The organism is Microbacterium sp. AC026, assembly GCF_979258475.1.
Genome location: NZ_OZ409857.1, coordinates 1792323 through 1804973 on the forward strand (window position 1 = coordinate 1792323; position 12651 = coordinate 1804973).

The following is a 12651-nucleotide window of genomic DNA, read 5'->3' on the forward strand; positions in this document are numbered from 1 at the left end:
TCCCCGCGTGCGCTGCGGGGACGGCGATGCGGCTCTGCGGAGGATCAGACCTCGGTCGGGACCTCGGAGTCGGTCGGCTTCGCCACAGTGCGGCGCCCGATCAGCACGCCTCCGCCGACGGCGAGCACGACGATCACCAGGCCTCCGACGATCCACGGCCACACCGGGGCGCTGTCGGTGTCCGTGGCAGCCGTGACGGATGCGGCGGCTGCCGTGCCCTGGGACTCGGCGGGCTCGTCCTCTTCCGGAGCCACGACACCGCACTCGGCCGCGACAGGGATCCGCGCGGTCACCGGGTCGAGCTCCTCGCCGGCGGCATAGGTGCCGAAGGCGGCGGCCCCTGCCTCGGTGAGGGAGGTGGGAACCCCGTCGAGCGACAGCATTCCGTCGACGACGGTCGTGTCTCCGAGCGCGAACTCGGCGAGACGGACATCCTTCTGGTCGACGCTCTGTCCGTCCTGCGTGGTGCCGAGCACGTCGAACACGAGATAGCCGGTATCGCCGGCGAGCTCGAGGCGGGCGTTGGCCAGAGTCGTGTTCAGCGCGCCATCATGACCCGTGAAGTTGATGCTGCCACCGAACCCGACGAGCCCCACGAGGGTCTCGTCGTCGAACGAACCCGCGCCGCTCGACCACACGAAATCGGGGTACTCGTAGACCACATCGGTCAACGTCCAGCCCCCGGCCGCGATGCCCTCGATGTAGGTGCGGAACGATTCCTTGTATCCCCATTCGAGAGTGGCGCCGTCGACCGTGCACGCCCCGATCACCGCAGCCTCCCGCGTCAGGGTGAACTCGAGACCGCGAACCACCGACCCCTGCAGGGTCAGCGTGTGCGGACCATCCTCGAGACTGGCCGGCAGCGAGCCTGACCAGGTCGCGATGCCCGACGCATCCGCCGAGATCGTATCGAGCAGCACCGGGGTCGAGTACACGACGACCTTGATGCCGGTCTCGTTCGGCTGGAATCCCGATGCCGAGAACGTCGCCGACTTTCCTGACTGCAACGCCGCGAGCTCCTCGTCGGTGATCTCGATGCCCGTCGTCGCCGGCGGTGTGCTGGGGAGCGTGGCCTTCGGCTGCACCACGGCAGCCGCAACCGTTCCGGTGGAGCCGGTCGGAGCCGCCGCAACCGAGCCGATCGTGAACGACACGGGATCCAGATTGGTCGAGAAGCCCGCAAGCACGCGGTCACGCCCCTCGGCCGTCAGCGACGCGGGCACGCCCGAGTAACTCACCGCGCCGTTCGCCGTCGTGATGGCGGCTCGGGACAGGTCGAGCGTCGCAAAGGGCACCTGGGCGCCGCCATGCGTCACGGACAGCGTCGCCGCGCCTGCGGAGGTGACGGTGACCTGCGGGTTCGACACCGTGACATCGAGGACGCCGCTGTGACCGGTGAAGCGCACCGAGCCGCGATAGATCACACTGCCGAGACCGGTCGCCGCGTTGTAGTCACCGCCGACCGTCTGGCCGAACTGGAACACGCCGTTCGAACGGGTCGCCCCGCCGGATACGTCGATCGCCCCCTTGGCGATACCGCCGACGACATACTCCGTGAAGGACGTCGAGATGCCCCACCGCAGCGAGCCGCCAGGCACCGAGACCGCCGGCGAGGTCGGAGTCGTCGGGTTCGGAGGCGTCGGCGGGGTCTCGGGCTTCTCGCCGAACAGGCCCTTCCACTGTGCATCCGTGATCTTGACGGTCGAGCGTGCGTGGATCGTCTCCGCGGTCGGGAGGGTGTGCTGCCGCCACGCGACGACCTCATAGGTCTTCGTGCGGTCAAGGCTCTCGGCCGAAGCGTTGAGGTCGACGGAGAACGCGCCCCACTCGATGCCCTGCACGAACTTCATCGCGAGGAAGCCACCTTCGGCGGTGACCTGCGCCTCCGTGCCCTTCTCGATCAGCGCGACGTACGCACCCGTCGCGTCGCCGAGTCTCGAACCGGTGGCAGTGACGGTGAGACCGTCAGCCGCGCTCGCGGACTTCACCGCGGTGGTGAGAGCCGGAGCATCCGGAGCACCCAACAGCGCGTTCCACTGTGCATCCGTGATCTTGACGGTCGAGCGTGCATGGATCGTGTCCGCGGTCGGGAGGGTGTGCTGCTGCCACGCGATGACCTCATAGGTCTTCGAACGGTCGAGGGTCTGCGCGGCCGCAGTCAGATCGACGGCGAACGCGCCACCCGTGATGTTCCGCACGTACTCCATTGCGAGGAAGCCACCACCAGCCGTGACGTCGGCTTCGGTGCCCTTCTCGATCAGAGCCACATACGCACCCGTCGCGTCGCCGAGTCTCGAACCGGTGGCAGTGACGGTGAGACCGTCAGCCGCGCTCGCGGACTTCACCGCGGTCGTGAGAGCCGGAGCATCCGGAGCACCCAACAGCGCGTTCCACTGCGCATCGGTGATCTTCACCGTCGAGCGGGCGTAGATCGTGTCCGAGGTGGGGAGGAGTGCTGCTGCCACGCGATGACCTCATAGGTCTTCGAACGATCGAGGGTCTCAGCAGCTGCAGTCAGATCGACGCTGAACGCGCCACCCGTGATGCCGCGAACGTACTGCATCCCCAGGAAGCCACCCCCGGCGGTGACATCCGCCTCCGTGCCCTTCTCGATCAAAGCCACGTACGCACCGGTGACATCACCCAGCTGCGAACCGGATGCCGTGACAGTGAGACCGTCCGCTGCCGTCGCGGACTTCACGGTCGATGTGAGCGAGGCCGAGGCGGTGTCGTAGTTGAGGGCGACGCTCTTCTCCTGCGTCGCATTGGTGACGCCGCCGGCGCCATAGGTGTACACGCCATAAGAGCCCGGCGTCGCCGGAGCATCCTTCAGCGTCAGGGTCGCCTGGAAGGTGCCGTCGGCGGCGATGTCGACCCACTGTGCGCGGATCGCGGCCTGGAACTGCGCGGGAACCTGATTCAACACGCTCTCTGCGAGCGCCCACGCCTGCGAGCCGACCGAACGCGTCGAGCCGGCCGCGCCCGTCGAGGGCTGCCAGGTCGAGGCGAAGTTGCCGAACACGACGTACGTGCCCTGCGGGAGATTCGCGGGGATCGGCATGCCGCGACCACCGACGTTCGCAGTCGGGTCATACCCCGAGCCCTTCACGACGACCTTGTCACCTGCCTTCAGCGCGTTGGCACCGGCCGGAGTCGTGCCGTCAGCGAGGAACACCTGGATCGCAGGCTCGGCCGGAGTCGTCGGCTCGATGGCATCCCAGTCCGCGTCGCTGACCGTGACCGCCGCGCGAGCGAGGATCGTCTGGGCGTTCGGCAGCGTGTGCTGCGTCCAGACGATCACCTCGTAGCTCTTGGTGCGATCGAGATCTGCCGCCTTCGCCGTGAGATCGACCGAGAACGCACCACCCGTGATGCCGCGAACGTAGTGCATGGCGGCGAACCCGCCGCCTGCAGTCACGTTCGCCTCGGTGCCCTTCTCGATGACCGCCGCATAGACGCCCGTCGCCGAGCCGAACGAGGAGCCGGTCACGGTCGTGGTGATGCCGGGGTCACCCGTCGCGACCGCCGAAGCGACAGTGATCTTGGGTGCGCCCGAGTAGTTGAGGGCGACGCTCTTCTCCTGAGCGGCGTTGGTGACGCCACCGGCGCCGTAGGTGTAGATGCCGTAGGCGCCGGGGGCGGCCGCGGCGTCCTTCAGCGTCACCGTCGCCTCGAACGTGCCGTCGGCTGTGATGTTCACCCACTGGGCGCGGATCGCGCCCTGGAACTGCGCCGGAACCTGATTCAGAACCGCCTCGGCCAGCGCCCACGCCTGAGCCCCGACGGAGCGCGTTGCTCCCGCGGCGCCCGCGGAGGGCTGCCAGGTCGAAGCGAAGTTGCCGAACACGACATACGTGCCCTGCGGGAGGTTCGCCGGAATCGGCACGCCGCGGCCCCCGACGTTCGCGGTCGGGTCGTAACCCGAACCCTTCACGACGACCTTGTCGCCCGCCTTCAGTGCGGTCGTGCCGGCCGGCGTCGTGCCGTCAGCCAGGAACACTTCGATCGCTGGTGCAGCGGGGTTCGTTCCGGGGTCGGTTCCGGGGTCCGTGCCCGGATCGGTTCCGGGGTCCGTGCCCGGATCGGTTCCGGGGTCCGTGCCCGGATCGGTTCCGGGGTCCGTGCCCGGATCGGTTCCGGGGTCCGTGCCCGGATCGGTTCCGGGGTCCGTGCCCGGATCGGTACCCGGGTCAGTACCCGGGTCCGTACCCGGATCGGTCGTCTCCACACCGAAGACCGCATCCCACTGCGCACCCGAGATGGCGACGTCGCCCCGGGCATAGATGGTCTGAGCGTTCGGCACCGAGTGCTGCTGCCAGATGAGCACCTCGTACATCTGAGTGCGGTCGAGCCCAGCTGCGGCGGCGGTCAGAGTGAAGGCACTCGCGCCGGCGGTCACCGTGGGGAACGGCTGCGCGAACGCCGCGTACCCGCCGCCGGGGCCTGAGAGCCCGGCTTCGGTGCCCTTCACGATGAGCGCTGCATAGATGCGCGTGACGTCGGGCAAGCCCGAGGCGTCGACCTGCACCGTGATGCCAGCCGTGTCGACAGAGGTCACGGACGTCGCGACAGTCCCGCTCGCTGCGTGCGCGGGGGAACGATCACCGCACCGGCCGCTATCAGAAGGAGGGAGACGAAGGCGGCGACCAGCACGCGTATGCGGCTGCTCCCCGTGGATGCTGTGGCTGTGGCGTTCACGATTCTCCAGGCTCCGAGGCGCGCGAAATCGGTGCGCGCCGGCGGTGCCGCTGTGCGGTCGGGCGAGAGGGTGATTGTTGGTTAGGCTTAGCTAAGTAAGCTCCATTCCTGAGAATAGAGGCGGCCGTGAGGTCGAGTCAAGTTTTAGGATAGCCTTGCCTAATGCGACGCGCCTCAGCCCTTCTCCTCGCTGCCGCTCTAGCCGTCGGTCTGGCCGCGTGCGCAGACCCGGGAGCCTCCGCCGCACCGCAGCAGAGCGAGACCGCGTACGCGTGCCCCCAGGCATCCGCTCCCCTCGCCGAGCTGGATCTCGTCGACGACGTGCGCGGCGCGACCGGTGGATCCACGGCCTGTCTCTCGAACCATGCGATCGAGCCGGCCGCCGACGACACCGCCCCGGAACTCCCCGTGACCGTCACCGACAGCGAAGGTCGCGAGGTCGAGATCACGGACGTCGACCGCATCCTGCCGATCGACATCTCGGGCACGATCGCCTCGACCGTCTTCGCCCTGGGCCTCGGCGATCAGGTCGTCGGCCGCGACTCGTCGACGATGTTCGCCGGCACCGAAGAACTCCCCGTGGTCACCAAGACCGGCCACACGCTCAATGCCGAGGCGATCCTCGAACTCGCTCCGACGGTCATCCTCACCGACACCACGATCGGCCCGAAGGAGATCCGCCAGCAGCTGCGCGACGCCGGCATTGCGGTCGTGGTGATCTCGAGCGACCGGCGACTCGACACGACCGACGAGCTGGTCACCGAGATCGCCGCGGCGCTCGGCGTGCCTTCGCGCGGGGCCGCGCTGATCGAGCGCCTCGACGCCGACCTCGACGATGCGCTGGCCGAGATCGCCGAGGTCGCGCCGTCCGACGTCGACGACCGGGCGCGGATGCTGTTCCTCTACGTGCGCGGCAACGCGAACATCTACTACATCTTCGGCGAGGACTCTGGTGCCGATTCTCTGATCGACGCCGTCGGCGGGGTCGATGTCGCGGCCGAGATCGGATGGACCGGCATGAAGCCGATGACCGCCGAAGCGCTCGTCGCCGCGAAGCCCGACGTGCTCGTGATGATGACCGACGGACTCGAATCGGTCGACGGCATCGACGGCCTGATCGAGCGCATCCCGGCGATCGCCGAGACTCCCGCAGGAGCGAACCGGCGCGTGATCGACATGGCCGACAGTGAGATCCTCAGCTTCGGCCCTCGATCGGCCGACGTGATCGGCGCACTCGCTCGAGCACTCTACGCACCCGAGTCCGCGACCGCCGAGTCCGCGAAGTGACCGGCGAGGTCGTCACCCGCACGCCGTCGCGTCATCTCGGGCTGCGCTTCACGCTCGTCATCATCGGCCTAGCCGCCGCCCTCCTCGTGACCTGCATCGCGTCGATCACGAGCGGCCAGTACTCGCTCTCCCCCACCGACCTCATCGGGGTGCTGCTGCGCGGCATCGGCATCGACACCGCCTGGGCACCCACCCAGGCGGCCGACTACGGCGTGATCTACAACCTGCGTCTCCCCCGCCTTGCGCTCGGCCTGCTCGTCGGTGCCGCCCTCGCGGTGTCAGGCGTGCTCATGCAGGCGATCTTCGGAAACCCGCTGGCGGATGCCGGGGTCGTCGGCGTCTCGTCCGGTGCTGCCCTCGGCGCGGCGGCGAGCATCACGCTGGGGCTCGCGTCGTTCGGCATGTGGACCACCCCCGCGTTCGCCTTCCTCGGCGGGCTCGCGGCCGTGCTCGCCGTCTACTTCATCAGCCGGTCCGGCGGCCGCACCGAGGTCGTGACGCTGCTGCTGACGGGCATCGCGATCAATGCGATCGCGGGCGCCGGCATGGCCTTCCTCACCTTTCTCGGCACGACGTCGACGCGGGAGCAGATCGTGTTCTGGCAGCTCGGTTCGCTGAACGGCGCCCTCTGGTCGAACGTGGCGCTGGTCGCTCCGCTCGTCGCGATCGGTGTCGTCGTCGCGCTGATCGTGTCGCAGCAGCTCGACCTCTTCGCCCTCGGCGAGCGCACCGCCCGACACCTCGGCGTCAACGTCGAGCTGCTGCGGATGGTCGTCATCGTCACCGTCGCGATCCTCGTATGCGCGGCGGTCGCGTTCGCCGGCATCATCGGATTCGCCGGCCTCGTGGTGCCCCACCTGATGCGCATGATCATCGGCCCCGCGCACCTTCCGCTCATGATCGCCTCGGCGTTCGGCGGAGCGCTGCTCATCGCGGTCGCCGACCTCGTCGCCCGCACGGCCGTCCCGCTCGCCGACCTGCCGATCGGCATGATCACCTCGCTCGTCGGCGGACCGTTCTTCCTGTGGCTGCTCGTGCGCACGCGGCGGCGCTCGGGAGGATGGGCATGAGTGCCGTCGACACCGCCACCCGACTGCAGGCCACCGGCGTCACCGTGCTCGTCGGCGGCGAGCGCGCGATCCTCGACGACGCGTCGATCGAGGTCAGAGCGGGCGAGATCCACGCGCTGGTCGGGCCCAACGGCGCGGGCAAGTCGACTCTCTTCGGAGTTCTCGCCGGCGATGTGACCCCGAGCGCGGGCGCGGTTCTGCTCGACGGCTCGCCGATCACCGGCATCCGCGCGCAGGACATGGCACGAGCGCGAGCGGTGCTGCTGCAGGAGAACGCGGTGTCGTTCCCGTTCAGCGCCGAGCAGGTCGTGCGCATGGGCCGGGCGCCGTGGGCACGCACCGGTGCGGCCGAAGAGGACGACGAGATCGTCGCCGCGGCTATGGCTTCGACCGAGGTGCTGTCGCTGTCCACGCGTGCGGTGACCTCACTCTCGGGAGGTGAGCGCGCCCGCGTGGCGCTGGCCCGCGTGATCGCGCAGAGCACCGGCATCCTGCTGCTCGACGAGCCGACCGCCGCACTCGACCTGAAGCATCACGAAGACGTGATGCGCCTGATCCGCTCTCAGGCGGATGCCGGCATCGCCGTCGCGATCGTGCTGCACGACCTCAACGCCGCTCTCGCTCACGCGGATCGCGTGACGCTGCTCTCGGAGGGTCGGGTCGCCGCAACGGGTGCGGCCGCCGACGTGCTCACGGCCGAGAGGATCGAAGCGGTCTACGGTCAGCCGGTCGACGTGTTCCCGCATCCCGTCACCGGTGTGCCGCTGGTGGTCGCGCGCCGCGGCCTCTGACGCCGCCGCAGCCGCCACAGTTGCCGCAGGTCAGGGACGAAGCGGCAGCACGTCCGAGAGATCGGCGCGGGTGCCCGATGCGCTGACACGACCGGATGCCGCGGCATCCGACCAGTGCTCCGTGCCCGTGGCGACGGCGATCCACGTCGCTGCATCCATCTCGACAACGTTCGGCGGGGTCCCCCGCGTGTGCCGGGGCCCCTGGATGACCTGCACCGCACCGAACGGAGGCACTCGCACCTCGACGCTGTTGCCGGGCGCCTTCTCGTCGAGCAGCTGCAGCAGGTACCGCACGGCCGTAGCGAGATCGGTGCGCTGCGGCTTCTCGCCCGCGGCATCCGCTCGCCGCACCGCATCGAGCGCCGCGCGCCCGTCGATGATGTCGATCTTCCTGGAGGGCATGGTGACCAGGCTACGCCGGGCTCGTTCACCGTGGACGCCCACGCGCTCCCCGTGCGCGTGAGAAGGAGATCTGCGCTTGGGAAGGACGGATTCCCCGAATTCGGCCTTCCGAGGCGCGAATCTCCCTCGCTGGCGCACACGCCACTCGCCCTGCCCCGCCGCACACAGGCATAGGCTCGAGGCGATGAGCCAGAATCCCGATACCTTGCACGGCGCACGGGCCGAGCTGCTCGCTGCGACGCAACGGCGCGAGAGCTGGTCGAGGCCGTTTCCGCCGATCGTCGGCGACGCCCATCCGGCATCCGTGCTCGTGCTCTTCGGTCGGCTCGACACCATCCCGGCGCAGACCGACGAGGTGACCGTCGCAGCCGACCTCGACGTGCTGCTGCAGCGTCGGGCCGCGACGCTGTCATCGCATCCCGGGCAGGTCTCGTTCCCCGGCGGCCGGCGCGAGGAACAGGATGCGGATGCCGTCGCCACCGCCCTGCGCGAGGCGGAGGAGGAGACAGGGCTCGACCCGGCCGGTGTCGAGATCCTCGCCACACTGCCCGAACTGCCCCTCGCCGCGAGCAACCATGTCGTCACCCCCGTGCTCGCCTGGTGGCGCTCGCCGTCGCGCGTCGCCGCCGTCGACCACGCCGAGACGGTCGACGTCTTCCGGGTGCCGGTCGCACAGCTGCTCGACCCGGCCACCCGGTTCACCTCGACCATCCACCGCCTGGGTCGCACCTGGCGGGGACCCGCCTTCGACGTCGACGGCACCATCGTCTGGGGTTTCACCGCGATGGTGCTCGATGCGCTGTTCGACGCCGCCGGCTGGACGCGGGACTGGGACCCGTCGATCGAGCGCCCCGTCGAACTCTGAACTGTCTCGCCGGTCGCGCGTTCACGATTCAGCACGGATGTGGCCCGGGGCCCCTACAGCGCCCGATACCGGCACCGGGCGCGGTTCTGTGCTGAGACGCGCACACCGCTGAAACCCGCGCGCCCGCCTCGGTAGTCTGGACAGGTGAAGATTCTCGTCCTCGGTTCCGGTGCCCGTGAGCACGCGATCATCCTCGCTCTGCGAGCAGAGAAGGCGGAGCACGAGATCTTCGTCGCCCCCGGCAACGCCGGCATCGCGCAGGACGCGACCCCCGTCTCGGTCGACATGCTCGACGGCGCCGCGGTGACCTCGTTCGCGAACGAGCGCGCCATCGATCTCGTGATCGTCGGTCCCGAGGCTCCGCTGGTCGCCGGCGTCGCCGATGTGCTGCGCGCGCACGGAATCCCCGTGTTCGGCCCCGGCAAGGCGGCGGCGCAGCTCGAGGGCTCCAAATCGTTCGCGAAGCGGATCATGGACGCCGCGGGCGTGCCCACCGGTCGCGCGGTGCGCGCCATCACCACCGCCGAGGTCGAGGCCGCGTTCGACGAGCTGGGTGCCCCGTACGTCGTGAAGGCCGACGGCCTGGCAGCGGGCAAGGGCGTCATCGTCACGGCCGACCGCGCTGACGCGCTCGCCCACGCCGAGCACTACCTGCCGTCCGGCCCCGTGCTGATCGAAGAATTCCTCTCAGGGCCCGAGGTCTCGCTTTTCTTCCTGAGCGACGGCGACACGGTTCGCGCGCTCAGCCCGGCGCAGGACTTCAAGCGTGCACTCGACGGCGACGAGGGACCCAACACCGGCGGCATGGGCGCGTACTCGCCGCTGCCGTGGCTCGCCGACCAGTTCGGCAGCGAGCAGGCCTTCGTCGAGGAGGTCACGCGGGACGTCGCTCTCCCCGTCATCCGCCAGCTCGACAGCGAGGGCACCCCGTTCATCGGCCTGCTCTACGCCGGGCTCATCCTCACGCCCGCCGGCGTGCGCGTCATCGAGTTCAACGCCCGCTTCGGCGACCCCGAGACGCAGATCGTGCTGCCGCGCCTCGTGACGCCGCTGTCGGAGCTGCTGCTCGCCGCGGCATCCGGCACCCTCGAAGACCAGCCGGAGCCCGTCTTCAGCGACGACGTCGCGATCACCGTGGTCCTCGCCAGCGAGGGATACCCCGAGGCGCCGCAGACCGGTCGCCCGATCGAGGGCCTCGCCGACGCAGCGGCCGTCGAGGGCGTCCGCCTCGTGCACGCCGCGACCGCCAGCCCGGACGCCCCGGGAGGCTCGCTCGTCGCGACCGGTGGACGCGTGCTGAACGTCGTCGCGGTCGCGTCGGATTTCCGCACCGCCCGCGACCGCGCGTACGAGGCCATCGGCCGCATCCGCCTCGAGGGTTCGCACTTCCGCACCGACATCGCCGCCCGCGTCGCGGAGTAGTCCGACGCGCGCCCGTTGCGGCGCCGACGTCCGACGCTTCTCTGCCGAGTTGCGACCGGAACCCGCCATCCTCTGCACGCCTCTTGACACCGCTCACTTTCTTCAAGAAAGTGAGCGGATGCCGCTCCGCTCCGACTGGTCGACCGCCACGTGTCCGATCGCACGCTCCGCCGATGTGCTCGCCGACCCGTGGGTGCTGCTGATCCTGCGCGAGATGTTCTCGGGGCGCACGCGCTTCGATCAGCTTCGCGATGCCACCGGAGCCGCCGACTCGGTGCTTGCTCGGCGCCTCGCGTCGATGGCCGACGCCGGCCTCGTCGCGCAGGACGACCCCGGCTACCGACTCACCGACGCCGGGCGCGAGACCCTGCCGATCCTGCACGCGTACGCACGGTTCTCGCGCATGACCGATCCGGACGGGCCCTGGGGACTGACGGTCAGCTGCGCGCGCTGCGGCGAGGTCGCGGCCTCGTCCGACTGGTGCGCGCGCTGCTCCGCGCCGCTGGACGCCGACAGCACTCGCTGGGCGCGGCGCAGCATGGGCGGCGAGCCGTTCGCTCTGACCACGGGCACCGCGGCATGACCGCCGAATCGGTCGATGAGCCCACCGAGACGCCCGCACCCGCGACCACTCCGCAGCAGCGGCAGCGCCGCATCCACCCGGCCTGGATCGTCGCGCTCGTCGCCCTGATCGCGCTGATCGGCGCCGCCGGATTCCGTGCCGCCCCCGGCGTGCTGATGCTGCCCCTGCAAGAGGAGTTCGGCTGGACCACCGCCGAGCTCTCCCTCGCCGTCACCGTCAACCTGCTGCTGTTCGGTCTGACGGCACCGTTCGCGGCGGCCCTGATGCAGCGCTTCGGCATCCGCGCCGTCACCGTCACCGCGCTGTTCGTGATCGGGGCGGGCGCCGCCCTGAGCGTCTTCGTCGCCACTCCCGCGCAGCTGATCCTGACGTGGGGCGTGCTGATCGGTCTCGGCACGGGCTCCATGGCACTGGTGTTCGCGGCGACCATCACCGACACCTGGTTCGCTACCAGGCGAGGTCTGGTCTCCGGCGTGCTCACGGCCGGAAGCGCCACCGGGCAGCTCATCTTCCTGCCGGTGATCGCGGTCGCCGCCGAGGATGTCGGCTGGAGAGGAGCGTCGCTCATCATCGCCGGAGGCGCGCTCGCGGTCGTGCCCCTGGCCTGGATCTTCCTGCGCAACCGCCCGAGCGACCTCGGCGTCACGCGGTACGGCGACACGGGTCCGTTCGTGGCGACACCGCGTCCGAAGGGCAGCGCCTGGGGAGCAGCGCGTCTCGCGATCACGACCCTGCGCGACGCCGCGCGCACCAAGACCTTCTGGGCACTGGCGATCGGCTTCGCGATCTGCGGCGCGACGACGAACGGACTGATCGGCACGCATTTCATCCCCAGCGCGCACGACCACGGGATGCCGACCACCACTGCCGCAGGCCTGCTCGCCGTCGTGGGGATCTTCGACATCGCCGGCACCGTGTTCTCCGGCTGGCTGACCGACCGGGTGAATCCCCGTATCCTGCTCGCCGCGTACTACGCGCTGCGCGGCGTGAGCCTGCTGTTCCTGCCGAGCCTGCTGTCGGCCGAGGTGCAGCCGAGCATCGTCGTCTTCATCGTGATCTACGGCCTCGACTGGGTCGCCACCGTGCCACCCACCATCGCGCTCTGCCGCGAGGTCTTCGGCGACCGCGGGCCGCTCGTGTTCGGCTGGGTGTTCGCGTCGCACCAGATCGGCGCGGGAATCGCCTCGGTGCTCGCCGGGCTGGTGCGCGACCACACCGGCCAGTACACGGTGGCGTGGTTCGCCGCCGCCGGCCTCTGCGCGGTCGCGGCTCTCGTCAGCGCGACGATCCGTCGGCATCCGGCTCCGGTGCAGTCCCCGGTCACCTCCGACTGACTCTCGCCCCTCCCCACCCCATCCCCGTCATCCACCTGCCCCGCGGGCATAGCTTCGGATGCCTCGCACGGCGGGCCGAAGCATCCGCCCTCGATCCCGGCATGCCAGACCCCGCCTCCGAAGTCGTGCCCGGGTCTCCGAAGTTGTGCCCGGGTGTCTGACGAGCGCCGGGCTGCTGCACACGACGAAGGCCCCCGTC

Annotated in this window: 10 protein-coding genes; 7 read left to right on the forward strand and 3 right to left on the reverse strand. The window is 69.9% G+C overall.

Going from position 1 to position 12651, the window contains the following annotated elements:
- Positions 1–44: 44 nt before the first annotated feature.
- Entirely contained in the window at positions 45–2465 is a 2421-nt protein-coding gene (locus ACZZ93_RS08875) for an HtaA domain-containing protein (protein WP_463510898.1), read from the reverse strand.
- Positions 2411–4558, reverse strand: coding sequence for a hypothetical protein (locus ACZZ93_RS08880; protein ID WP_463510899.1), 2148 nt, complete (start codon positions 4556–4558; stop codon positions 2411–2413). The genes ACZZ93_RS08875 and ACZZ93_RS08880 overlap by 55 nt, the downstream gene beginning before the upstream one ends.
- 302 nt (positions 4559–4860) lie before the next feature.
- Here ACZZ93_RS08880 and ACZZ93_RS08885 point away from each other — a divergent pair, with 302 nt between their 5' ends.
- The 3 genes from ACZZ93_RS08885 to ACZZ93_RS08895 are packed head-to-tail and all read left to right on the forward strand — an operon-like array spanning position 4861 to position 7846.
- Positions 4861–5985, forward strand: coding sequence for a heme/hemin ABC transporter substrate-binding protein (locus ACZZ93_RS08885; RefSeq protein WP_463510900.1), 1125 nt, complete (start codon positions 4861–4863; stop codon positions 5983–5985).
- Positions 5982–7055, forward strand: a complete 1074-nt coding sequence (locus ACZZ93_RS08890) for a FecCD family ABC transporter permease (protein WP_463510901.1) — start codon at positions 5982–5984, stop codon at positions 7053–7055. The genes ACZZ93_RS08885 and ACZZ93_RS08890 overlap by 4 nt, the downstream gene beginning before the upstream one ends.
- Positions 7052–7846 (forward strand): heme ABC transporter ATP-binding protein, encoded by a 795-nt coding sequence (locus tag ACZZ93_RS08895; RefSeq protein WP_463510902.1) that lies wholly within the window; start codon positions 7052–7054, stop codon positions 7844–7846. The genes ACZZ93_RS08890 and ACZZ93_RS08895 overlap by 4 nt, the downstream gene beginning before the upstream one ends.
- A gap of 30 nt (positions 7847–7876) precedes the next feature.
- Here the strand turns inward: ACZZ93_RS08895 and ACZZ93_RS08900 are convergent, their stop codons facing one another.
- Positions 7877–8248, reverse strand: coding sequence for a sterol carrier family protein (locus tag ACZZ93_RS08900; protein ID WP_400340048.1), 372 nt, complete (start codon positions 8246–8248; stop codon positions 7877–7879).
- Between the two features lie 184 nt (positions 8249–8432).
- On the opposite strand from ACZZ93_RS08900, the gene ACZZ93_RS08905 reads away from it, so the two are divergent.
- The 4 genes from ACZZ93_RS08905 to ACZZ93_RS08920 all read left to right on the forward strand — a co-directional run bounded on the left by ACZZ93_RS08905 (position 8433) and on the right by ACZZ93_RS08920 (position 12452).
- Positions 8433–9113 (forward strand): NUDIX hydrolase, encoded by a 681-nt coding sequence (locus ACZZ93_RS08905; RefSeq protein ID WP_400340045.1) that lies wholly within the window; start codon positions 8433–8435, stop codon positions 9111–9113.
- Positions 9114–9257: 144 nt separating this feature from the next.
- The gene (gene purD, locus ACZZ93_RS08910; protein WP_400340042.1) at positions 9258–10535 is read left to right on the forward strand and encodes a phosphoribosylamine--glycine ligase; all 1278 of its coding nucleotides are present in this window, start codon (positions 9258–9260) and stop codon (positions 10533–10535) included.
- A 118-nt stretch (positions 10536–10653) separates the two neighbouring features.
- The gene (locus ACZZ93_RS08915; protein WP_463510903.1) at positions 10654–11118 is read left to right on the forward strand and encodes a winged helix-turn-helix transcriptional regulator; all 465 of its coding nucleotides are present in this window, start codon (positions 10654–10656) and stop codon (positions 11116–11118) included.
- Complete coding sequence (locus tag ACZZ93_RS08920; protein ID WP_463510904.1) at positions 11115–12452, forward strand: MFS transporter; 1338 nt, start codon at positions 11115–11117, stop codon at positions 12450–12452. The genes ACZZ93_RS08915 and ACZZ93_RS08920 overlap by 4 nt, the downstream gene beginning before the upstream one ends.
- The last annotated feature ends 199 nt before the right edge of the window (positions 12453–12651 follow it).

Excerpts from the sequence above, each read along its gene's own strand:
- ACZZ93_RS08885 (WP_463510900.1), top strand. The coding sequence starts at position 4,861 with ATGCGACGCGCCTCAGCCCTTCTCCTCGCTGCCGCTCTAGCCGTCGGT.
- ACZZ93_RS08895 (WP_463510902.1), top strand. The coding sequence starts at position 7,052 with ATGAGTGCCGTCGACACCGCCACCCGACTGCAGGCCACCGGCGTCACC.
- ACZZ93_RS08900 (WP_400340048.1), bottom strand. The coding sequence starts at position 8,248 with ATGCCCTCCAGGAAGATCGACATCATCGACGGGCGCGCGGCGCTCGAT.
- ACZZ93_RS08905 (WP_400340045.1), top strand. The coding sequence starts at position 8,433 with ATGAGCCAGAATCCCGATACCTTGCACGGCGCACGGGCCGAGCTGCTC.
- ACZZ93_RS08915 (WP_463510903.1), top strand. The coding sequence starts at position 10,654 with ATGCCGCTCCGCTCCGACTGGTCGACCGCCACGTGTCCGATCGCACGC.
- ACZZ93_RS08920 (WP_463510904.1), top strand. The coding sequence starts at position 11,115 with ATGACCGCCGAATCGGTCGATGAGCCCACCGAGACGCCCGCACCCGCG.